This is a genomic window from Pectobacterium quasiaquaticum (genome assembly GCF_014946775.2).
GTDB lineage: Bacteria > Pseudomonadota > Gammaproteobacteria > Enterobacterales > Enterobacteriaceae > Pectobacterium > Pectobacterium aquaticum.
On record NZ_CP065177.1, the window covers coordinates 1,333,828 to 1,357,537 of the forward strand.

General features: G+C 48.4%; 17 protein-coding genes, 1 tRNA gene and 1 pseudogene. 11 read left to right on the forward strand and 8 right to left on the reverse strand.

What is annotated here, in order from left to right; translation table 11 throughout:
- Positions 1-354 precede the first annotated feature (354 nt).
- Entirely contained in the window at positions 355-1,617 is a 1,263-nt protein-coding gene (locus tag IG609_RS06100; RefSeq protein ID WP_193399330.1) for an N-6 DNA methylase, read from the forward strand.
- A gap of 45 nt (positions 1,618-1,662) precedes the next feature.
- Here IG609_RS06100 and IG609_RS06105 read toward each other — a convergent pair whose 3' ends face one another.
- The 5 genes and pseudogenes from IG609_RS06105 to IG609_RS06125 all read right to left on the reverse strand — a co-directional run bounded on the left by IG609_RS06105 (position 1,663) and on the right by IG609_RS06125 (position 5,706).
- Positions 1,663-2,313 carry an MAE_28990/MAE_18760 family HEPN-like nuclease gene (locus IG609_RS06105; protein WP_095700131.1) on the reverse strand — a complete coding sequence of 217 codons (651 nt, stop codon included), beginning with the start codon at positions 2,311-2,313 and terminating at the stop codon, positions 1,663-1,665.
- Positions 2,310-3,431 (reverse strand): DUF262 domain-containing protein, encoded by a 1,122-nt coding sequence (locus IG609_RS06110; RefSeq protein ID WP_193399329.1) that lies wholly within the window; start codon positions 3,429-3,431, stop codon positions 2,310-2,312. Before IG609_RS06110 ends, IG609_RS06105 begins: the two co-directional genes overlap by 4 nt.
- Positions 3,432-3,618: 187 nt before the next feature.
- Positions 3,619-4,463 (reverse strand): IS5 family transposase gene (locus tag IG609_RS06115; protein ID WP_250116837.1). Its coding sequence is split into 2 segments (ribosomal slippage): positions 3,619-4,118 and positions 4,118-4,463, totalling 846 coding nucleotides; the frame shifts between segments, so codons are not numbered across the junction.
- Between the two features lie 248 nt (positions 4,464-4,711).
- Positions 4,712-5,452 (reverse strand): annotated as a pseudogene (locus IG609_RS06120) (tyrosine-type recombinase/integrase); the annotation flags it as partial.
- 177 nt (positions 5,453-5,629) lie between these two features.
- A tRNA-Arg gene (locus tag IG609_RS06125) sits at positions 5,630-5,706 on the reverse strand.
- Between the two features lie 396 nt (positions 5,707-6,102).
- Here IG609_RS06125 and IG609_RS06130 point away from each other — a divergent pair.
- Positions 6,103-8,556 carry a DUF3772 domain-containing protein gene (locus tag IG609_RS06130; protein WP_193398561.1) on the forward strand — a complete coding sequence of 818 codons (2,454 nt, stop codon included), beginning with the start codon at positions 6,103-6,105 and terminating at the stop codon, positions 8,554-8,556.
- Positions 8,557-8,636: 80 nt separating this feature from the next.
- On the opposite strand, the gene IG609_RS06135 is transcribed toward IG609_RS06130, so the two are convergent.
- Positions 8,637-9,497 (reverse strand): D-amino-acid transaminase, encoded by an 861-nt coding sequence (locus IG609_RS06135; protein WP_193398560.1) that lies wholly within the window; start codon positions 9,495-9,497, stop codon positions 8,637-8,639.
- A 42-nt stretch (positions 9,498-9,539) separates the two neighbouring features.
- On the reverse strand, positions 9,540-10,520 hold the full coding sequence (gene dgcA / locus IG609_RS06140; RefSeq protein WP_193398559.1) for an N-acetyl-D-Glu racemase DgcA: 981 nt from the start codon (positions 10,518-10,520) through the stop codon (positions 9,540-9,542).
- Positions 10,521-10,902: 382 nt separating this feature from the next.
- Between dgcA and alaC the strand changes: the two genes are divergently transcribed.
- On the forward strand, positions 10,903-12,144 hold the full coding sequence (gene alaC, locus IG609_RS06145; RefSeq protein ID WP_193400296.1) for an alanine transaminase: 1,242 nt from the start codon (positions 10,903-10,905) through the stop codon (positions 12,142-12,144).
- A gap of 117 nt (positions 12,145-12,261) precedes the next feature.
- Positions 12,262-12,675, forward strand: coding sequence for a type II secretion system pilot lipoprotein GspS (gspS, locus tag IG609_RS06150; RefSeq protein WP_116227303.1), 414 nt, complete (start codon positions 12,262-12,264; stop codon positions 12,673-12,675).
- On the opposite strand, the gene gspB is transcribed toward gspS, so the two are convergent.
- A complete protein-coding gene (gene gspB / locus IG609_RS06155) occupies positions 12,672-13,241 on the reverse strand; it encodes a type II secretion system assembly factor GspB (protein ID WP_193400294.1) in 570 nt (189 codons plus the stop codon). The genes gspS and gspB overlap by 4 nt on opposite strands.
- A 522-nt stretch (positions 13,242-13,763) precedes the next feature.
- Here gspB and IG609_RS06160 point away from each other — a divergent pair.
- The 7 genes from IG609_RS06160 (at position 13,764) to gspG (ending at position 23,634) form a co-directional block, all read left to right on the forward strand.
- Positions 13,764-15,332: a pectate lyase family protein gene (locus tag IG609_RS06160; protein ID WP_193398556.1), complete on the forward strand. Its 1,569-nt coding sequence runs from the start codon at positions 13,764-13,766 to the stop codon at positions 15,330-15,332.
- A gap of 143 nt (positions 15,333-15,475) precedes the next feature.
- Entirely contained in the window at positions 15,476-17,455 is a 1,980-nt protein-coding gene (locus IG609_RS06165; protein ID WP_193400292.1) for a glycosyl hydrolase family 28 protein, read from the forward strand.
- Positions 17,456-17,505: 50 nt separating this feature from the next.
- Positions 17,506-18,384 carry a type II secretion system protein GspC gene (gene gspC / locus IG609_RS06170; protein WP_193400289.1) on the forward strand — a complete coding sequence of 293 codons (879 nt, stop codon included), beginning with the start codon at positions 17,506-17,508 and terminating at the stop codon, positions 18,382-18,384.
- Between the two features lie 88 nt (positions 18,385-18,472).
- On the forward strand, positions 18,473-20,425 hold the full coding sequence (gspD, locus tag IG609_RS06175) for a type II secretion system secretin GspD (protein ID WP_193398553.1): 1,953 nt from the start codon (positions 18,473-18,475) through the stop codon (positions 20,423-20,425).
- Positions 20,422-21,918 (forward strand): type II secretion system ATPase GspE, encoded by a 1,497-nt coding sequence (gspE, locus tag IG609_RS06180; RefSeq protein WP_193400287.1) that lies wholly within the window; start codon positions 20,422-20,424, stop codon positions 21,916-21,918. The genes gspD and gspE overlap by 4 nt, the downstream gene beginning before the upstream one ends.
- 1 nt (position 21,919) lies before the next feature.
- Positions 21,920-23,146, forward strand: coding sequence for a type II secretion system inner membrane protein GspF (gspF, locus tag IG609_RS06185; RefSeq protein WP_039284723.1), 1,227 nt, complete (start codon positions 21,920-21,922; stop codon positions 23,144-23,146).
- A 32-nt stretch (positions 23,147-23,178) separates the two neighbouring features.
- On the forward strand, positions 23,179-23,634 hold the full coding sequence (gene gspG / locus IG609_RS06190) for a type II secretion system major pseudopilin GspG (protein ID WP_193398551.1): 456 nt from the start codon (positions 23,179-23,181) through the stop codon (positions 23,632-23,634).
- The last annotated feature ends 76 nt before the right edge of the window (positions 23,635-23,710 follow it).

The following is a 23,710-nucleotide window of genomic DNA, read 5'->3' on the forward strand; positions in this document are numbered from 1 at the left end:
GCTTTCGACAAAAAAACCAGCAATATTAGGGGGTAAAGCAGAGGAAACCGAAATGACTTGATCTCTTAGCTCTGAAACCTTGCTAAAGTTGGTACTGAATAAAGGGAAGATCTCACTTTCTTCTCCGTAAACAGAGCATCAGTTCGCCACTATAGGTTATATGGGCTATTTATAGAGTGAGCCTGATAAGCTATTAATTCTTAGAACGCTGGTCTAAGTCTATGTTTTATCTGCAGAATAAGGTTGTTTTTGGATTGAACTAATCCTTTTATATCAGTGCGTTATGATGTTTTCTATAGAGTTTTTTTAAAAAAAAAGCTATAGTGAGCATAATTCACTATATAGATTAAGATTATGAATCAGTTAGCCCCTTACAATAATAAATTAAAGCAGAGTATAGATTCATTTAAGGAAAATAAATCATTTTCAAACATTGATTTAGACTCTATGGATAGTGTATTGCGAGATTTATTGTCTATTGAAGTAATGAGACAGGCAGGTGCATTCTTTACAGGGCGAAAGTTGGCAACGGAAGCAATTAGTTCGTTTCCGTTGGAAATCACATCAAAATCGGTGATTTTGGATCCTACTTGTGGTGCCGGTAATTTATTGGTTGAGTGTTCGAGAAAATTAAAAGTAGAAGAAAAACTCTCTGACACACTTAGACTATGGGGGAACATATTAAGGGGATATGATTTATATGATGAGTTTGTAGAGGCGTCGAAGCTTAGAATAATAACCGAAGCATTATCTCGAGGCGCGATAAAAGATTGTCCTCTTGATGAGGCTCTAGGGTATTTAAGGCATTTTAAAGTAAAAGATGCTATGGACGTAACAATTGATGAGTTATGTGACGTTACGCATGCAATCATGAATCCTCCATTTATAGGTTGGGATTCCCCCCAAGAAAATTATTGGAAAAAGGGGAAAGTAAACTCGGCAGGAGTTATCTTTGACCATTTTATTCGTTTACTGCCAGTTAATTGTAATATAAGTATAATTCTTCCTGATGTGTTAAGGTCAGGAAGCCGATATCATGATTTTAGAACATTTATTTCTTCAGAAATGAATGCTAAATGTCGGGTGTGGGGAAGGTTTAACGATCAAACTGATGTTGATGTATTTATTCTTTCAGGAACAAAAGGAAATTTTTATAAAAAATCAATAGGTTGGTATACTGATCTGGGTAAGTATACTAAGCTATCGGAATATTTTCATGTTCGAGTCGGCCCATTGGTTGCATATAGAGACCCTGATTCTGGGCCCAAGTATCCTTATTTTCATCCAAAAAACAGTCCTGTTTGGTGCACAATAACTGTTGCAACAGAATATCGCTGCTTTGAGGGAGTAGTACTTACACCACCTTTTATTTTAATTAAAAGGACTTCTAGTCCTTCTGACAGGTATCGTGCATCAGGAACTATTATAAATATAAATGAACCTGTGGCTGTTGAGAATCATATGATTATCTTAATGCCTAAGAGTGGGAAATTATTTGACTGTAAGAAATTGTTGAAAGTATTAAAGTTAGAACGGACTAATGATTTTTTAAATGATCGCGCTAGAATGAGGCATCTTACAGTTGGAGTGGTAAAAGATATTCCTTTATCTTGGTAGGAAATACTAACTATAGCTGCTTTAGCTATAGTTAGTATATTGTTTTTAACTCGACTTCAAAAACCCACTATTTGATGCTGTAGCTTTAATCATATTGTGAACTGTTTGAATCATAGATAATAAATTATTTGAAATATCATCATACGCTTCTTCTAGTTCCCGTTCACTTACTTTTTCTCCGTGAGCAATTGCATTTCTATTCTTTATTAGTTTTTGGTCAATAAAGTTTTTCCTTAATTCAAACGGCGTGGTATCTAAACCCAGTTGATACATCAGATTTAAGAAAACTTGAGATTTTAAATTTGACTCTGTATCGACAACTTTATCGCAATTAACTTTAAAATTGCAATTTAGCCCAGAGGATATATATTCAAATATTTCTTTTTGTGATGTATATCTTTTAATTGAAAAACCCTCTTCGAATTTTTCATATAAACTAATGTGACAAAAATTATCCTTCATTTCTGAGTATTTTGGTGCTTTATGATTTAAAAACGTAAGGTAAATCTGTGCAGATTTTTTTACATGCCCCTCCCAGTGAGCATACATTAAAGTTATAGCGGCTCTAATTAAGGTTGATCTGATCTTATTTTTAGACTTAGATACTTGGCCTGTAATTAGCGATATCTCATGCTTTCTCCATGCAAGATCGTTATCTAGAGCCTCTTCTAGTTCGAGTAGGCTTCTAATCTTCACTTAATGAGCTCCTTCCCAATGGATATCATCGCTATCATTCTGTCTAGAGGGCGAACAGACTTATCTATCACATCCAAAAACTCTTGTGTTTGAGTCAATAATTTGCTGGCAGTATTAATCTTCTGGATGGTTTGCGTTTCATCGTGTTCGGGGTTGGCTTCAATATATAGTGACAATGCGGTGGCCAAAGCCTCGTAGACAGGAATTGAAATAGCACCTTCTAAGCGATTTTTCTGGTGGTTGAATTTTTTAAATGAATTATCCTCTAAAGCTAAATTAAATAGTTTAAATGTTTTTTCAAAAACAGCTCTTTCGTTTCCGTAATCAATAATAGGTTTTTCCTGAGAGAAAATACGACCTAATTCAGCATTAAGGTAAGGGCCAACATCTGAATGAGCTTTGCGCAGTTCTTCATCATAATGACGCTGTACAATCAGGCGAAAAGCGAGTTCTTGCGCATAGCATTCTTGTATTTGTTTACTTGATAATGGAGTTGTAATACGGAAATTATCATCTTGTGCAATAGTTTGTAGCCATTCAAATGCTTCTGCATTAAGCATCAAAAGCATACAGTTACGTACTTCTTGATCTGAAAGTTTTGAACCTCCAGTGTTCAATCGTTGAAAAAGTTCAAACTTAGTATCTCCCTCGCTTTCTCGTTTTATTATTTTTATATCAAGTTTTTCGCGTTTAAAAACGCGTTTTATTTCCATATCAACTTCACGTGCAGGGTTTTGTGGATCATCCCATACCTTCCCCTCCAATGATGGTAGGTATTTAGTAGCTCTTAACTCTAAGGGTTTTGCTAAAGAGCCATCTGTTTTTTTTAACTCTCCAAGAAAAGAAAAAATTGTTGACAATCTTTGCAAACCGTCAACAACATCCCATACTCCATCTGGGCGCTGTGAAACAAATATTGAAGGTAATGGGATACCTAACAAAATGGATTCTATAAGTTTACTTTTTTGCTCTTCACTCCACCTATAAACTCGCTGAAATTCTGGATGTATATCTAAATCGCCATCTCTGTATAAGTTGACCATTTCGCCTATCGACATAGGGTATGAATCGGTGTGTACTTGCAGTCTAGCTTTGTTTATTTCATCGATCAGAGACATTTTATATCCTTGAAAAGTAGATGATACTAATATGCTATAGGTTTTTATGATTTATAAAATACGACGTATTTTTACGAGTGGTCATACAGATAAGTGTTGTCTGACTAAACCAATTGCATCTACATCTTTTTATTATCAGCTTAAAACCACCTCTTGAAGAAGTGGTTTTAAGGCTAGGGTGTGTCCCTTAACTTAACAACCGCTTCAAAAATAACCTGATCGCCGCCAGTTTTAGCATACTCAGGTAGTTTCTGGCTGTTTTCTCCGAACGGGTAGCGATACGGCGATTTTCTTTGAGTATCGCAAAGCAACGCTCCACGACATTGCGTTTTTTGTACAGACTCGTATTGAGAGGCCGACGTCCGTCCTGACTGGCCTTCTCATTCGATTTAAACGGAATAACCGCTTTTATTCCTTTTATTTTCAAATAAATGCGAATACGTCTACTGGAGTAACCCTTATCCGCCAGTACTGCTTTCGGACGTGATTTCAGGTTCCCGCTTTTTCGGATAACCCCGACTCGGTTAAGCAAGCTTTCCGCATATCGGCTTTCGTGGGCTTGTCCACCGCTCAGGCAAAAACTCAGCGGTAATCCTGTGCCATCTGTCGCCAGATGGATTTTGGTGCCAAAGCCGCCGCGAGAGCGACCCAGCCCATGGTCCTCGTGTTCATCGGGATGTTTTTTTTCGCACCGGCCGCCGCTTTCAGGGCGCGAACGTTACTGCCATCCAGCGCGATAACATCCCAGTCAATCAGTGCTTTTTCATCCAAGAGTTGGAGTAATTTATTGAAAATACTGTTCATTACTCCGGCTTTAGACCACCGGTTAAAGCGGTTGTAAATGGTTTTCCATTGACCATAACGCTCTGGTAAATCCCGCCACGGCGCGCCGGAGCAAAGTACCCAAAATATGCCATTCATGACATGCCTGTGAGCAAAGTAAGGACGCCCGCCTCGGGAAGAGCCTCTTTCAGGCGGCAGCATAGGAGAAATCAGTGCCCATGCATCATCGGGAAAATCGTAACGAGCCAAATTGAAGCACTTTTTATGGTGAAATCATGCTCCTGATTGTACAAAAAATAGTTACGGGACACAGCTTAACTAAAATTTACGATAATGAAGTGTGGATTTCAATTATCCATATTTTTATAGAGTTGAAACGAAATCCTAAGCTAGCATTGACATTTGTCGATATCATGATCTTATGCTTTTTTTCATCGTTATGACACTCTCATTACTGTCCAATCTATCCACATGAGCAAGCTGCAATTCGTATTGCCTTGTCGTAATTCGATGGTGCGAACGCCGGTAAGCATCAGGATACGTGTAGCCAGTTGTGTGACCTTACTACCTGAGTAAGTTGATAACGCGCGTAGAAAATCCGGCAGTTCATCAGGCAACAGGTGAGGGTAGTGTGTAGCTTTTGGTGGGGGAAGGGCGCTTGCCAGTTCTGATGCTGGGTTGTTTTCCGCCCGGCCAGTGACAATCGCATAACGGAACACCTGGTTACAGGCTTGGCGGATTTTACGCAACTTGTCGAGTACGCCGCGTTTTTCCAGCTTGCGCAGTGAGGTTAGCATCTCCAGTGGTTTGATCTCAGCAATAGGGCGTTTGCCGATATCAGGGAAGATGTCGTTCTCAAAGGCTTCCATCAGGTCTTCAGCGTAACCCTTCGACCAGTTAGGGCGTTTGTATTCATGCCATTCGAGAGCAATGGCTTTGAAGGTGTTATCGATGTTGATTTTCTTAGCCTGTCTTTCGACCTGCTTTTGTTCACTAGGATCGCCACCTGAGGCGCCGATTTTTCGAGCCTCTTCCTGTTTTAATCTCGCTTCTGCCAGCGAGATATCAGGATAAACACCGATAGATAATTTTTTCTCTTTACCTGCAACGCGGTACTTCAAGCGCCAATATTTGGCTCCATTCGGCTTTATCAGAAGATAAAGGCCTGCGCCGTCAGTGAGTTTGTACTCTTTGTCTTGTGGCTTGGCGGTTTCTATCTGTCGAGCATTAAGTGGCATGGTGGGGGCCCCTAATAGTCATTGAACAAGAAGAGCCCCCATAGAGGCCCCCAACATCGACTTGATTTCCGGTATGCTGGGTTGACCTCGGTAGAGCTCAGCGACAGAAAATCCTAGTGGTATCAATGAATATAACGGGGTTTTGTTGAATTCGGTAGAGTCTGGGAGAACTTAAAATGGTACGCCCTACAGGGCTCGAACCTGTGACCTACGGCTTAGAAGGCCGTTGCTCTATCCAACTGAGCTAAGGGCGCATTTCAAAAAGAAATGGCTGTTGCGTGTTACAACAGTGGGCTGGATTATACCCACACGTCCCAGTGAGTCAACGGGTTGGCGCTGGATTTACGCTATACGGTGAATCCCTGTACAACTTTGGTGAATGTCGCTTTCTCTTTGTGTGACTTTTTGCACAATTGCGAGCCTCGTTCACATGAACTACACGTAGCAATGAAAATTTCAATTTTATCTGCTAAATGCGTTCAGTAATTCTTTTCAAGTTATGATCGGACGTATTCTGCATCCTGTGCTGTTGGTACACTATGCCTGCATTCATGGGTTTTGGATGAATGTGGGCTGCTTTCACGTGCTGGGTTTGTCGCTCGGTTATTTGTGGATCCGCTATCTTGTCGAACTTTGGAACTTTTTGATTTATGAACATTCTTTCATCCGCATTCTTGCGCGTTTGTCTGCTGGCAATGTTGATGCTGCCTGTTGGATATGCATCGGCGGCGAGTGCGGATTCTGATCCTGTCCCACAGCCTGCGCAGACCGATGCGCTCGTAAAAATTAATGTTGATGCTGAGTTGATCAAGCTGCAAAAACAGTTAGATAACATTAAGCAGCAGGTTTCAGGTATAAATAACGACAGCAAATTTGGCGCATTGAATGACACAACGCAGGAACTGATGAATAGCGCCAACGAGCTTGCTAATGCGGTGGCACCGCAGCGGGCTCAAATTCAGGCTCAGTTAGATGTATTAGGGCCCGCGCCAGAACCCGGCTCCATTATTAATGAAACCAATGAAGTGACGCGTAAGCGCAACAGCCTGAATGCGCAAAAAGCAAAAATGGACGCGCAGATTGAACAGGTTCAGGCTTTACGCACCAGCGTGGCTAATTTGTCGGCGCAAATCGTTACCTTGCGACGTAGTGCGCTAAAAACGCAGTTGGCATTGAATTCCGGCAGTATTCTGGGTGGCCGTTTCTGGGCCCCCCTTGCCACACCGTTGGCCGAGGATGTTCGTCGTCTGAATGCTTTTCAGGCGCAATTAAGCGACGCTTTTATTGTTTCTTGGGAGCCCGACTGGCGTTATGGTTCTGCATTTCTTATTCTGATTGCAATCGCTATGAGTTCGGCAGGGCGTCGGTATCTGGAGAAATGTCTCGCCTGGGCAGGAATTCACTGGCTGCCAGAAGGGCGGTTGCGGCGGAGTTTTTTAGCCACGGCGTCGGTTATCTCAACCGTGGTCACGATCGGTATTGCAGCGAATTTGATTGACTTTACCTTTACGCGTCATGCTGAGGCTTCGGAACGCGTGGTGTCATTTCTTGATGCGCTGGTGAGACAGGCAATTTTCTGCTCAATGATCGCTGGATTGGGGCGCGCATTCCTTTCGAATCAGCGCCCTTCATGGCGCTTGCCCGCGATTGCTAACCCTGTTGCAAAAGCGATGAAGCCGTTTCCCGTGGTTGCCGCTGGCATTATTCTGATCTTCGGTTTTATTGAACAAATCACGGCGACGGTAGGGACATCGGTCGCCGCAACCATTATGGTGAACGGCTTATCTGCACTGTTCCTGGCCTTTACTGCGGGGACGATAACGCTGAAAAGCGATCAGATCCGTCGGCAGATGGTGCACTCAGGGGAACAGCCGGAAGCGCGTTCGACATTATCTGGTATTATTCATCTTGCGGTATTGGCGACAGCGTTTGCTATTTTGGTGTCGCTGATCATCGGTTATATCTCACTGGCTCGCTTCCTGGCGTTCGAACTGGTGTGGATTGGTATGGTGTTCTCCTGCCTGTATTTGTTCTCAACGTTTATTACCGATATCTGCGAAAGCCTCTTTTCTCCCAACAATGCCTGCGGCAAGCGAATGAAAAATTCGCTTAATCTGGACGATCGGCATTTGGCTCAGGCCACATTGATTCTGTCGGCCGGTGGTAAAGTCCTGTTAATTTTAATGGCAGCCGTCGCCTTACTGAACGGGACGTTTGGCACCACTACTCCGCTGGAACTGGTGCAAAAAGCCGTTGAAATCTGGGGCGGAAAAGGGCTTGAAACCTTAAGTATCGTGCCAGCGCATCTGGTCAATGCTGTTCTCTTTCTGGTTGTGGGGGTTTATGTTTTACGCTCATCAAAACGCTGGCTGGAAGATGAATTCCTTCCTAAAACGACGTTAGAACGCGGAATCCGAGCGTCTCTTGTGACGCTGTTCAGCAATATCGGCTACATCCTGATTATCCTGCTGACGTTGGCGACATTAGGGATTGAATGGAACAAACTGGCATGGATTGTCAGCGCGCTGTCGGTGGGTATCGGTTTTGGTTTACAGGAGATCGTGAAGAACTTTATCTCTGGCCTGATTTTGTTGACAGAGCGCCCGGTGAAAGTAGGCGACTCGGTCAGTATCAGCGGGGTTGAAGGGGATATCCGGCGGATTAATGTGCGTGCAACGGAAATTCAGCTGGGCGATCGTTCGACGGTGATCGTGCCGAATTCCCAATTTATTTCGCAGAATGTGCGCAATATTACGATGGGGAATCCGTTTGGGGTTGCCACGCTGGCGCTGACGTTCCCGCTGGATATCGACCCTGAAGAAGTTCGGACGCTTTTGCTGGATGCTTATATCAGCCATGAGGCGATTCTGGAAACACCCGCACCGTCAGTGAAGTTCAGTCAGTTGAACCCAACGGGCATGGTGCTGAGCGTCACGGGCTATGTCAGTAGCCCGAGAATGGTATCGGAAGCGAAGAGCGATCTGCTGTTTGAGATTATCAAGCGGTTACGGGCATCAAACATTCCGCTGGCCGTACCGCAGAAGATGGTGCTGGAAAACTCAGGGCTTACGCTGCCTGATAGCATTTCGGGTGAGGATAAATAATATGCTCAGCCATCCGTTATCCGGCTGTGAACGGGTAACGGATGAACATCGAAGCCGTGCTTACAGAGCGTGAGGCGCGGCTATTCTCCCTGCTGTTTAATCATATCGAGATAAATTTCACGTAACCGCTGAGTAATTTTTCCAGGCTTGCCGTCGCCGATTGTTTTTCCATCGAGCATCACGACGGGGAGAACAAGCATGGTGGCTGAACTGACAAAAATCTCTTTGGCGTGATACGCCTCTTCCGGCGTAAAAAAGCGTTCTTCCAGCACAATGCCATCCTTTTCTGCCAGCTTGAGCAGAGACTGACGTGTAATGCCGTGCAGAATAGCGTTGCTCAGTGGGCGGGTCACAACCGTATTGTCATGCAGGACGATGTAGCAGTTGCAGGAACTGCCTTCGGTAATGAAACCTTCTTCAACAAAGAAAGCATCGTCGGCTTGGTTGGCATGGGCATACTCTTTTGCCAGGCTGGCGGCGAGCAGGCTGACGGTTTTGATGTCCCGACGCTGCCAGCGAATATCCTCGGTGGTGACAACGTGCAGGCCGGTTGTGGCCTTCGGATTGCCGACCAGCGAACGTGCCTGAGTGAATAACACCAGCGTGGATTTGACGTCGGCAGAAGGGAAATAGAAGTCACGATCGCCGGTATTGCCGCGGCTAAGTTGTAAATAGATCGCACCTTCTTTCAGATCGTTTTTATTGATCAGCTCATCGTGAATGGTTTTGAGTGCCTCAGGAGTGACGGGCAACGTGAGCGACAGCTCGCGGCAGGAGCGTTGCAGGCGAGTAATATGATCGGGGAAATCAACCAGCTTGCCATCGATGACCGCCGTCACTTCATAGACGGCATCGGCAAACAGGAAACCACGGTCAAATACAGAAATTTTTGCTTCATTTTCTTCCAGATACTGTCCATCAACATAAACAAGACGTTGCATCACAACACTCCTTAATAGTTGCTCAATGCAGGTTAACACGCGTTATCCCCACAATAATGCGTTGGGCGGTAATATTTCGCTACCGTTATAGTGCAACCCGTTAGGGCGATCGCGCTGCAAGAGCAGCGGGCCATCCAAATCGACCACGGCGGCACCTTGTGCCACGACAAATGCAGGTGCCATCGAGAGCGATGTACTCACCATGCAGCCGACCATAATTTTTAAACTTTGTTCCTGCGCATATTGTCGCAGACGCAGGGCTTCCGTTAGCCCGCCGGTTTTATCCAGCTTGATGTTGATCATGTCATAGCGACCGACCAGAGCGGCCAGCGACTGACTGTCATGGCAGGATTCGTCGGCACAGACAGGAATCGGGCGGGGCAAGTCTGCCAGCACATCATCTTTGCCTGCTGGGAAAGGTTGTTCGATCATCGTTACGCCAAACGCGGCGAGTTTAGGAACCAGTGCCAGATAGCGCTCGATATCCCATCCTTCATTGGCGTCCACAATCAGACGTGACAATGGCGCGCCTTCGCGCACGGCAGCAACTCTGGCCAGATCGTCTGCATCAGCCAGCTTTAGTTTGAGAAGAGGGCGAGTAGCATGATGTATTGCGGCGTGGCGCATACGGTCTGGCGTATCCAGAGATAGCGTATAGGCCGTCTCCAACGCCGTAGGCGAAGGGAGATTCAAACGCTGCCAAATGCGCTGTTGGTGCTGTTTGCAGTCCAGATCCCAGAATGCGCAATCGAGCGCATTGCGCGCTGCGCCTGCAGGCAAGATGGTTTGCAGCGTCTCCCGATCTAAACCGTTACGGATGTCGCTGTGCAGTGAGGCAATCTGTGCCATCACGCTGTCGAGGGATTCGCCGTAGCGTGAATAAGGAACGCATTCGCCGTAGCCTGTCACGTTGCCGTACTGGAGTGCCACCACAACGATATCAGCCTGACGTTTGCTGCCGCGTGAAATGGTAAATGCGCCTTCTATTGGCCAACTCTCGGTGAAATATCGCATCTCAGTCATAAGCTAATTCTCGGATTAACTATCTTGTGCCTCACTGGCATCAGTGCCTTATTTACAAGGCCTGAGCGGGTCATAAAGTGTAATGCTTCTTTCGGTGCGTATTCTCCATTTTTCGCGATCTTAGCCAGAAATAGGTGAGGCTTAATTCCGAGCTGGAAAAATTTATGAGCACGGTATCGACAGGGCGAATTATCTGAGATAGCTTGAATAAGCTCATCACGCTTCAGGTCGCCTGTACCCCTGTGGTTAACGAAAGTTGTGGTTAACGAAAGCTGTCGTCAACAAAACGGGTTCCTGCGATTTGAATGATGTTGAGTAGAGTGCCTCTACAGGCACTGCGTCGCTCGGACGGTCCGGGCGCTCACGTTAATTCGAGGATGTTATGGCTGATTCACCTTCTACGCGCCGTTTTACGCGCATCGATCGTCTTCCCCCGTATGTGTTTAATATTACTGCTGAATTAAAAATGGCTGCGCGTCGTCGCGGCGAAGATATTATTGATTTCAGCATGGGTAACCCTGACGGCCCGACACCTCCTCATATCGTGGAAAAACTCTGTACGGTTGCACAACGCGAAGATACTCACGGATATTCGACATCCCGAGGCATTCCGCGCTTACGCCGTGCGATCTCCCGCTGGTACGCCGATCGTTATGAAGTTGATATCGATCCTGAAAGCGAAGCTATCGTCACGATTGGTTCCAAAGAGGGGCTGGCGCACCTGATGCTGGCAACGTTGGATCATGGCGATACGGTACTGGTGCCTAACCCCAGCTACCCGATTCACATTTATGGTGCGGTGATTGCTGGGGCGCAGGTGCGTTCTGTGCCGCTGGTAGAAGGCGTCGATTTCTTCAATGAATTAGAGCGCGCTATCCGCGAGAGTATCCCGAAGCCGAAAATGATGATTCTCGGTTTTCCGTCGAACCCGACAGCGCAGTGTGTCGAGCTGGATTTCTTTGAACGCGTTGTGGCGTTGGCGAAACAGTACGGCGTGTTGGTGATCCACGATCTGGCTTATGCCGATATCGTGTATGACGGCTGGAAAGCGCCGTCGATCATGCAGGTTCCCGGCGCGAAGGACATCGCGGTAGAGTTCTTCACCCTATCAAAAAGCTACAATATGGCGGGCTGGCGCATCGGCTTTATGGTCGGCAACCCAGAGTTGGTTAACGCGTTGGCGCGGATTAAGAGCTACCACGATTACGGCACGTTTACGCCGTTGCAGGTGGCAGCGATTGCTGCGCTGGAAGGCGATCAGCAATGTGTACGGGATATTGCCGAGCAGTATCGCCAGCGCCGTAACGTTTTGGTACGTGGTTTGCACGAGGCTGGCTGGATGGTTGATGAGCCGAAAGCGTCAATGTACGTCTGGGCGAAAATTCCTGAAGCCTATGCGCATATGGGGTCGTTGGAGTTTGCCAAGCGACTGCTGTCGGAAGCGAAGGTTTGCGTCTCCCCCGGTATTGGCTTTGGCGATTATGGCGATACCCATGTTCGGTTCGCCTTAATTGAGAATCAGGATCGTATTCGGCAAGCGGTGCGCGGTATTAAAGCTATGTTCCGTGCTGACGGTCTCTTACCGACCACCAAATCCTTATCCGGCAAGGGTACGGCTGCCTGACGGTGATTTCTTGATAACTGCGGCTCCCGGCTGACTGGGAGCTCATAAACATGCCGTGACAGCAGCTTATCATTTGCTAGAATGCCTACCGTTAATCTCAATCAGGATGAGTTTGTCATGTCATTATCTCTGTCTAAAATTTCTGCATTAACGCTGCTTTGCGTCACGCTGGCCGGGTGCCAACAAACAGGAACGTCTGCCCAAAAAGGAACGGTGGCTGGTCAGTCTTCTGCGGTAACGGTTTCTCCTAACGATCAAATGAATCAACTGGCGTCGCTGGTTGCTGCCACCCGCTATCTCAAATTGAAGTGTAACCGCAGCGATCTGCCCGATGATGCGACGATTGCTAATGTCGCATTGGCTGTAGCGAAACAACGAGGCTGGAATATCGCGAGCTATCAGGCTTTACCGCAGCGCAGTGAAAGCCTGTATCAAGGGTTATTGAAAGACAGTACGCCAAAAGAGGCGCAGTGTTCGGAATTTAACCGTACGCTGACGCCATTTATTGACGCCATTCGCAGCCGGGGCTAAGGTGTAGCGTTTCCACTTTCATCGTCGGCGGAACGTTCATTCTCGTTGAATTTTCCGCCCGGCCAATCTTCCAGTGCTTCTAGAATAAACACCTCACCCTCTACGCTGAAAATGGACATATCCTGCTGGACCTGCTCTAGGGTCAGTCCTTCTACTGGCGAATCCCCTTCACGGAATTGCAGACCGTTGAGCGTGATGCTGCGCTTTGCTTCATCCGACGTATAGACGTGCGCGCTGTAGGTCAGCGGTGGAATCTCACCATGGCTGACGGCGGGTAACGGCAGTGTGGTCCTTTTCTCTGTGGGAACAGGTGTATCGGTATGGGGCGCTTCTTGATGAGGCGGAATCGCAGGAACCGTTGGCGTTTGTTCCTCTGCCGTAGGCAAGGTAGCCGCTTGAGCCGCTAAAGTGGTTGTCGGAGACGTGAGGCTCCCCCATCGCTGGTGGCTGAACCAGCCGAGTGTGATAAACAGTAGAGCATAAATAACCATCAGATAACCGGGCATCGGGTATCTGGCAAGCAGCGCTGGCTGTGGGGGTGTCGGTGCGTCCGGTGCGTTATCCACGCGCTCATCCTTAATTATTTAGGGGGGCTTAGGTCGTGTAGCATCCATCATAAACCAAAGTCGGGTGGCTAGGATGGTGCCATCTGCCTTATTTTGCAAAAAATAGAAAGAGCCAGAAAACTGATTCTTTCGGTTATGTGACAGTTCCTCCATTTTGATTAAAAACTATTACAGTCAAAATAATCACAGATGGAATCTTGATGCGAGTCGCAAAAAAAACGTGTGAATTTGCTTTAATGAAACCATGTTTTACCATTGTAGGTATTGCGTTTCTTTTTGGTGCTCGATAATCAATCATTGTGGGGGGCATCATCATTTAATGAACAGTCCCGAGCGTTAAATAAGCAGTACTATTATGTGGTTTTTACTACAGATAGTGCCCTGCTTTTTTATCAATAAGGGACGAGCCAATCTGCCACGACATTAAAAATAAAAGTACTTTTAAAGTATGCGATTAATATTGCAGGGTTTTGTGCGGATTTATTTTTCTATTTTAATAATTAAGAAATACTAAGGGATAACATGTTTAGAACGGTTATTAGTACTGGTCGTTTACGCACCTGTGCGGTAGCTATCGCCCTTTCCGGATTCGTGCTTTCTGGGTGTGATAATAGCCAGCAGCCAGTGGAAGAAACAGCTCCGCCAGATTTGCAGGTGAAAACAGCACCGTTTGGCTGGGCTGCGCAATATCAGAATACGGATGGTAAATTTTATGCGACAACAGGGGGCGAGGGCGCGCATGAAAATAGCATTTATGTCGTCACTAATCGTCAGGAATTAAAAGACGCATTAAATAATATCCGCAGCCCTCGTTATATTGCCGGTGATGCCGATGCGGAATTGAAGGCAAAGTTAGAACCCAAGATTATCTACTGGCAAGGGACTATCCGTGGCGATGATTTAGGCAATGGACGCTATGCCAATGCTGAGGATTATAAAACCAAACCGAATAAAACGACATTTGATTTTGATTTATATGTCAAAGCGTTCGATCAGGATTACATGGCGCAGTTGAAAGCGACGGCGGATGCCGGTGGAAGCGATGCAGCGACGGCCAGTACACAGCTTAACCTGTTGAAAAAACAGAATGGTCAACGTTCGCAGTATGCCAACAACCAGAAGGCGCAGATTCAATTTCAGGTACCGCCAAATACCACGATTTTAGGTGTGGGTAGCGAAGCAAAATTGGTGGAAGGCTATTTATCCCTCAATACCCTGAGCCACACGTTCGGCAAAACGGATAACAGCAACATCATTATCCGTAATATTACGTTTCAGGCACCGCGTGACTTTGCCCCAGCCTGGGATGCGGGCGACGGTGATAAAGGTAACTGGAATGCGCGTTATGATTCCGTGTCGATTAATGCCAGTAAAAATGTCTGGATCGATCACTGCACGTTTACGGACGGTGACTATCCAGATCATTTAGAACCAGTGTTATTTGGCAAGCCTATCCAGCGCCACGACGGCTTACTGGATATCGAAGACGGTGCTGACTACCTGACGATTTCCTACAACATTTTCTCCCAACATGACAAAACGGTATTAATTGGCTCTGGCGATGGTGATAAGGGGGAATACCGAATCACTTTTGAAGGCAATTTATGGGACAACAGCGTGCAGCGTTCGCCGCGTGTACGGTTTGGTCAGGTGCATTTGCTGAATAACTACCATCGTGGGGCAACGGATACGAATTACCCCATTCTGTATGCCATTGGAATGGGCTTCGATTCATCCATTCTTTCCGAAAGTAACGTCTTTAATTTCCAGGGCGGCGGGGCGGATGAAACTCTGAGCATCGGTGCCTACAAGGGAAGCAAATTTAAAGACAACGGCTCTTGGTTCAATGGCAATCCGGCAAGCAATTTGAATCAAATCGCAGTAGATAAATGTGTCGCATTGCAAGAAGCCGAGAAGGCCACAGCTACAAACTCTGGGAAAGCCGTACCAGCGTGGGCGCTGGAAACCTGCACCAATGAACTGGAATGGAGCCCGCCTTATGCGTATAGCGCAGGGAAATCCATTGCTGCCGTTGAGAAATACGTCCTGGAGAATGCCGGCGCGGGGAAACTGGATATTGCTCTGCCGTAGATCGTCTGATTCAACCCGTTATTTTTTTATTTGATTTTTATCTGTAAACCCTCTGCCGATGTGTTTCGCCTTGTGGCAAGGCTCCTGCCACGGGGGAAATTCATCGAGCGAAATAAAATAATAGTAAAAATACAGGAAATGCTATGACTGACTTTTTACCTCGTACTCGTCTTACGCTCTGCGCGACATTAGTCCTGAGCGGCCTGATTGCCGGATGCAGCGATAATGACTCAACGCCCGATGTTGGTGTTGATCGTTCCGCCGCACCACAAAATCTTAAAGTGCCGACGTTGGCTTATGATGACAGTAGCGTGGTACTTGCCTGGGAAAAACCAACCCAACCTGCTGCTGGCATTAAGGATTACCGCGTCTACATGAATGGAACCTTACTGGGTGGAACCATTGATAACCAGAACACCCACTCGCCAGCCAAGCCCTATATCGATAACTTCTACAATTCGATTGATACCGATAACTGGCATGTCCGCGTCAGTTTCCATAATTTCAAGGTGGCTAATCTGTCGCCGGAAACGGAATACCGCTTCACGGTGCGTGCGCTTTATGACGACGGCAAAGAATCCGTTGATAGCGAAACCGTCGTGCAGAAAACGACGGCGACGCCAGCTTCACTGAATGTGACCAACTACGGTGCGAAAGGCGATGGCTTAACCAACGACACGGTGGCGATTCAGAAGGCGATTGATGACTGTACGCCAGCAGCGTACCCGAAAGGGTGTAAAGTCGTGGTTGACGGTGGAACGTTTAAAACGGGGGCGCTGTTCCTGCACAGCGATATGACGTTTGAAGTCGCGAAAGGCGCCATATTGCTGGGGTCAGCAAGCGGTGACGATTATCCGCTCGCCCGCGGCTACTATCTCTACCCTTACAGCTCACCTAAGTTGCCGAAGCGTCCGCCTTCTCTGATTAACGTACTGGAAGCGGACGATCAGGGCAGTAGCCATGCAGGCACCTTTAAAAATATTCGTATCGTCGGGCAAGGCACGATTGATGGCAACGGCTGGATGCGTGGCATTAAAGCCAGCGATACAAACATTACTGAAATTGATGAATTAAAGAATGAATTGCCGCTCTACCGTGCGAGCAAAGCAGCTAATGTCAGCAGTGACGGTATTCTGGCAAAAGACCAAACGGCAAAAGCCGTTGCTGAAGGAATGCTACTGGATGAGGCGTACAAAAACCGACGCTCCAGCCTGATGACGCTGCGTGGTGTGAGCAACATGTACTTGGAGGGGCTGACGATTCTGAACCCAGCTTACCACGGTGTGATGGTGCTGGAATCCGAGAATGTGGCAATGAATGCGCTGGTACACACGACGTATGATGCCAATAATGCGGATGGTATTGAATTCGGTAACAGCCAGAACGTCATGGTATTCAATAACTTTTTTGACACAGGTGATGACAGCGTAAACTTTGCAGCGGGATACGGTGCCGAAGTGGCAACGCTGGGGCAAAAAGCGCAGAGCGGTGCCTGGATCTTCAATAACTACTTCCGCCGTGGGCATGGTGCGGTGGTAACGGGTAGCCACACGGGTGCCTGGATTGAAAAAATTGTTGCTGAAGATAACGTAATGAATAAGACGGATGTTGGCCTGCGCATGAAGAGTCGACCCTATTATGGGGGTGGCTCGCGTGACGTGGTATTCCGTAATAACGCGATGCGTGATATTGTCAACGAGCCGTTTGTGTTCACGATTAAATATAAAGCGGACGTGAACGATACCCAGCCAGCGGCAGAACCCGCGCAGTTCCGTGATGTAACTGTTTCTAACGTGACAGTTGATGGTTCACCGAAGAAAAACAGCATCATGGTCGATGGGATGACCGTGGCTGAAATGGCTGATGCATATAAGTTCTCTTTTGGACGTGATGCCTATCACCAAGGCTTACATTTTGAGAATGTAAAATTCAAAAATGTAAAAGCTACTGACATCACATTCCTGAAGAACAGTGAATTTAAAAATGTCATTTTTGAGAATGTACCGGGAGCCTGGAATTTCGGTCATATTGAAAATATCAGGCTCGAAGACCGTGTAAATAATGATGCCGCGCTGACGACCAGCGGTGATGAGACCATCACCCGGGAAGCCGCAACGGAATAAGGCATTTTCCCCACGCTAATCGGCGTGGGGAGTATTATGGATGATTACCTATGGCTCGATTGCAAGTTTTCAAAGATTCGTCTTTTAATTCGTTGGTTGCCACTTTTCGGTCACTGCCTGCTCCACTGATCCGACGTATCGTATTGGGGCTGATTTTGTTGCTGATTTGTCAGCAGTTGGCCGTATTGACATGGCGCTTTATCCTACCTGAAGACTCACGCTTTGCTGGCGTGTCGGTTGCGCCTGCCCAAGCGAAAGAAAAACCCACTACGCTTGGTGATTTTACCTTATTTGGCCATGCCCCCGATGACGATGCCTCTGTGGTTAACGACGCTGCATTATCCGGCGATATTCCGCTGACCTCGTTAAACATCAGCTTGACTGGGGTGTTGGCGAGTGGCGATGCCAAGCGGTCGATTGCCATTATCGCTAAAGATAGTCAGCAATACAGTCGCAACGTCGGCGATGCCATTCCAGGCTATGAAGCTAAAATTGTGACTATCTCTGCCGATCGTGTCGTGCTCCAGTATCAGGGGCGCTACGAGGCATTGCATTTGTATCAGGAAGACTTATCTCAGGAAAGAAAAGCGACTGATACGCCGTCGTCTTCTGGCGCATTTAATCAGGTGAAAGATGAGATACAAAAAGATCCCTTCTCGGCGCAGGACTACCTGACTATTTCTCCCGTCACCGAAGAAGAAGTCCTGAAAGGATATCAGTTAAACCCCGGCAAAAATCCCGATCTTTTCTACCGCGCAGGCTTGCAGGATAACGATCTCGCTGTGTCATTAAACGGCATGGATTTACGCGATGCGGATCAGGCACAGCAGGCGATGGCGCAACTGGCAGGGATGAGCAAATTTAATTTGACCGTCGTACGTGATGGTCAACAGCAGGATATATATCTGGCACTGGATGGAGACCACTAATTTGTTTAGCAAGGGACAGGGATTTTTTAAGCGTCAGGTTTTTTCGAAGAATAAAAACCAGTGGCTTGATCATTTACGCCGCAAGAGCATGTTGTTGCTCAGCGGGAGTGTTTTGCTGATGGCGTCATCATTGGCGTGGAGCGCCGAATTTTCCGCCAGTTTTAAAGGCACGGATATTCAGGAGTTTATTAATACCGTCAGTAAGAATCTGAATAAGACGGTTATTATCGATCCGTCGGTCAGCGGAACGATTACCGTACGCAGTTATGACATGATGAACGAAGAACAGTATTACCAGTTCTTCCTAAGCGTGCTGGATGTCTATGGATTTACTGTGATTCCGATGGATAACCACGTCCTGAAAATTATTCGCTCGAAGGATGCGAAATCGACGTCTATGCCGCTGGCCACTGATGAACAGCCTGGTATTGGCGATGAAGTGGTGACGCGTGTTGTACCCGTCAACAACGTCGCCGCACGTGATTTGGCACCGCTGCTGCGCCAGTTGAATGACAACGCCGGTGCCGGGAGTGTGGTGCATTACGAACCGTCGAACGTGTTGCTGATGACCGGCCGCGCGGGGGTGATCCAACGGCTGATGACGATTGTCGAACGGGTTGATCAGACGGGCGATCGGAATGTGACCAGCATACCGCTGTCTTATGCTTCCTCAACGGAAGTGGTTAAGATGGTGAATGAATTGAACAAGATGGATGAGAAATCCGCTTTGCCCGGCATGTTGACTGCCAACGTGGTGGCTGACGAGCGAACCAACTCGGTGCTGGTGCGCGGCGAGCCGAATTCACGCCAGCGTGTGATTGATATGATCAAACAGCTCGATCGTCAGCAGGCGGTGCAGGGCAACACCAAAGTTATCTACCTCAAATACGCCAAGGCTGCCGATCTGGTCGAAGTGCTCACCGGTGTCGGCGACAGTATCCAAACCGATCAGCAAAATGCGTTGCCTGCTCTGCGTAAAGACATCTCGATTAAGGCACATGAGCAAACCAACTCCCTGATTGTGAATGCGGCACCGGACATCATGCGCGATCTGGAACAGGTGATTGCCCAGTTGGATATCCGCCGTCCACAGGTCTTGGTCGAAGCGATTATCGCGGAAGTACAAGATGCTGATGGGATGAATCTCGGTGTGCAGTGGGCCAATAAAAATGCAGGGGTAACACAGTTCACCAATACAGGATTACCGATCACGACAATGATGGCGGGAGCAGATCAGTACCGACGTAATGGTACGCCTGGTACGGCAGCAACAAATGCGCTTGGTAGCTTCAACGGGATTGCCGCAGGTTTCTATCAGGGTAACTGGAGCATGCTGATGACCGCGCTGTCCAGCAACAGTAAGAACGACATTCTGGCGACGCCCAGCATCGTGACGCTGGATAATATGGAAGCAACGTTTAACGTTGGTCAGGAAGTGCCCGTATTGGCGGGTTCGCAGACGACATCCGGCGATAACGTTTTCCAAACGGTGGAACGTAAAACGGTCGGTATCAAGCTGAAGGTGAAACCTCAAATCAACGAAGGTGACTCCGTTCTGCTAGAAATTGAGCAGGAAGTCTCCAGCGTGGCAGATGCGGCCTCCAGCAGCAGCACAGAATTGGGGGCAACATTCAATACGCGTACCGTCAATAACGCGGTGTTGGTCAGCAGCGGCGAAACCGTGGTAGTGGGTGGCTTGCTGGATAAAAGTACCAATGAGTCGGCAAGTAAAGTGCCTTTGTTGGGCGATATTCCTGTGCTGGGACACCTGTTCCGTTCCAACAGTCAGGAAACGAAAAAGCGTAACCTGATGCTGTTTATCCGTCCTTCCATTATTCGCGATCGCAGCCAATACCAGAGTGCCTCTGCTGGTAAGTATCATTCGTTCAATGCTGAAGAAGAGAAACAGCGAAATGTGAACGGCAGCGAAGGAGGGCTTTTGAATAACGACTTACTGCGCTTGCCGGAAGGCGGAAACGCCTACACGTTCCGTCAGGTGCAGTCCTCCATAGTGGCGTTTTATCCGGCGGGCGGGAAATGAGTGACGTTGCCTCCCAGATGATAGAACTACGCCCCATACTCCCTTTTGCCTATGCGCGATCGCAGCAAATTCTGCTGTTGCAGAGGGAAAATGATGCGAGCCTGCAGACGATTTGCGTCGCGCAAACGCCGCCAGCCGCTTTGCTGGAAGCCCGTCGGATTGCGGGCTGTTCGCTCAAGATTGAGCGCGTTACGGATGAAGAATTTGAGCGGCAATTAGTCATTAGCTATCAGCGCGACTCGGAAGAGGCACGTCGTATGATGGAGGACATCGGTAATGAGATGGACTTCTATACGCTGGTGGAGGAATTGCCAGACAGCGACGATCTGCTTGATGCCGACGACGATGCGCCGATTATCCGCCTCATCAACGCCATGTTGACCGAAGCGATTAAAAATAAAGCGTCAGATATTCATATCGAAACCTATGAGCGTTATTTGCTGATCCGCTTCCGCGTTGACGGCGTATTGCGTGAAATTTTGCGTCCACAGCGTAAGCTGGCTTCGCTGCTGGTGTCGCGTATCAAAGTGATGGCAAAGCTGGATATTGCCGAAAAGCGTGTCCCGCAGGATGGACGTATGGCGCTGCGAGTGGGGGGGCGGGCGATTGACGTTCGTGTCTCCACGCTGCCGTCGAACTACGGTGAGCGCGTCGTGCTGCGTTTGCTGGATAAAAACAGCGTTAAGCTCGATCTTGAACTACTGGGGATGTCGGAACGCAATCGACAACTGCTGGACAGCCTGATCCATCGTCCCCATGGGATTATTCTGGTGACCGGCCCGACAGGATCGGGGAAGAGTACCACGCTTTACGCCGCGCTCAGCCGCCTGAATGCCTCGGAACGTAACATCATGACGGTGGAAGATCCCATCGAGTATGAACTGGAAGGTATCGGGCAAACGCAGGTCAATGCCAAGGTCGATATGACGTTTGCCCGCGGGCTACGTGCCATTCTGCGTCAGGATCCGGACGTCGTGCTGGTGGGGGAAATTCGTGATGGTGAAACGGCACAGATTGCCGTGCAGGCCTCGCTGACCGGTCACCTCGTGTTATCCACGCTGCATACCAATAGTGCGCTGGGTGCACTGTCCCGTTTGCAGGATATGGGCGTCGAGCCATTCCTGCTGTCAACTTCTCTGCTGGGCGTACTCGCGCAGCGTCTGGTCAGGACGCTGTGTTCTGACTGTAGTCAACCGCAGCCGGTCGATCCGGTTCAGGCTGAACAGATGGGGATCGCGCCTGGTACGCTACTGCATAATCCCGTTGGCTGTCCGCAGTGTAGCTTTACTGGCTACCGGGGACGTATCGGCATTCATGAGTTGGTGCTGATCAATGACGACGTCCGCGCTGCGATCCATCGCAGTGACGGTGAAATGGCGATTGCGCAGATTTTGGGGAGGAGTCGAACCACCATCCGTCAGGACGGGTTGGACAAGGTACTGGCGGGGCTCACAACTTGGGAAGAAGTGATCCGCGTAACCAAAGAGGAATGATATGGCACAGTACCACTATCAGGCGCTGGATGCGCAGGGGAAAAAATGCCGTGGCGCTCAGGAGGCCGACTCTGCCAGACAGGCGCGTCAGCTATTGCGGGAGCGTGGGCTGGTGCCACTGTCGGTTGATGAAAACCGAGGCGACCAGCAAAAATCCGGTTCTACAGGATTCTCCCTCCGTCGCAAAATTCGGATCAGCACCTCAGATTTGGCGCTACTGACTCGCCAGTTGGCCACGCTGGTGGCCGCGTCGTTGCCGCTGGAAGAAGCGCTGGATGCGGTGGCGAAACAGAGCGAAAAGCCACAGCTGAGCCAACTGATGGCGGCGGTGCGCAGCAAAGTCATGGAAGGTCACTCGCTGGCCGATGCCATGAAATGCTTCCCCAGCAGCTTTGAACGGCTGTATTGCGCGATGGTCGCCGCAGGCGAGACGTCCGGTCATCTTGATGCCGTGTTGAACCGGTTAGCGGACTACACCGAACAGCGCCAGCAGATGCGCAGCCGCATCCAGCAGGCAATGATTTATCCGTGTGTGTTAACCGTGGTTGCGATTGCGGTGGTCAGCATTTTGCTGTCCGTCGTGGTGCCGAAAGTCGTTGAGCAATTTATTCATATGAAGCAGGCGCTGCCGCTTTCAACCCGCGTTTTGATGGGGATGAGCGATGCCGTACGCACGTTTGGGCCGTGGATGCTACTGGCATTGCTGGCTGGGTTTATGGCATTCCGAGTGATGCTGCGGCAGGAAAAGCGGCGCATCAGTTTTCATCGCCGCTTGCTGCATTTACCGCTGATCGGCCGCATAGCGCGCGGCTTAAATACGGCACGCTACGCGCGGACGCTCAGTATTCTTAACGCCAGTGCGGTGCCGCTGTTACAGGCGATGCGCATTAGCGGCGATGTGATGAGCAATGACTATGCCCGCCATCGGCTTTCTCTAGCGACGGATGCGGTGCGAGAGGGGGTTAGCCTGCACAAAGCGCTGGAACAGACGGCGCTCTTTCCCCCCATGATGCGCCATATGATCGCTAGCGGTGAACGCAGCGGTGAGTTGGACAGCATGCTGGAGCGGGCGGCGGATAATCAGGATCGGGAATTCAGTTCGCAGATGACGCTGGCGCTGGGGCTATTTGAGCCTCTGTTAGTGGTCAGCATGGCGGCGGTGGTGTTGTTTATCGTACTCGCGATTTTACAACCGATTCTGCAACTGAATACGTTAATGAGTTCGTAAGAGAACCAACAATTGAATGAGGAAAAGTAAGGATGCAACAGTCTCAGCGTGGTTATGGTCAGCGTAGTTGTGGTCAGCGTGGTTTTACCCTGTTGGAAATTATGGTGGTCATCGTCATTCTCGGCGTACTGGCGAGCTTGGTCGTGCCTAATCTGATGGGAAATAAGGAAAAGGCGGATCGGCAAAAAGCCGTCAGCGATATTGTGTCTCTGGAAAGCGCACTCGACATGTACAAGCTGGATAACAACCGCTATCCGTCCACAGAGCAGGGACTGAAGGCGCTGGTGACGAAGCCGACGGTACAACCGGAACCGCGTAACTACCCAGCCGATGGCTATATTCGTCGCCTGCCGCAGGATCCGTGGGGTACGGACTATCAACTGCTAAACCCCGGCCAGCACGGTAAACTGGATATCTTCTCTCTGGGGCCTGATGGTATGCCGGGAACGGAAGATGACATCGGTAACTGGAATCTTGATAAGAAATAAATGCATGCGGTGCTCTGCCTGTCTTTATTGATGACGGCTGTGGATGACTGTTGTGGGTAGTTGATATCAATGGCGG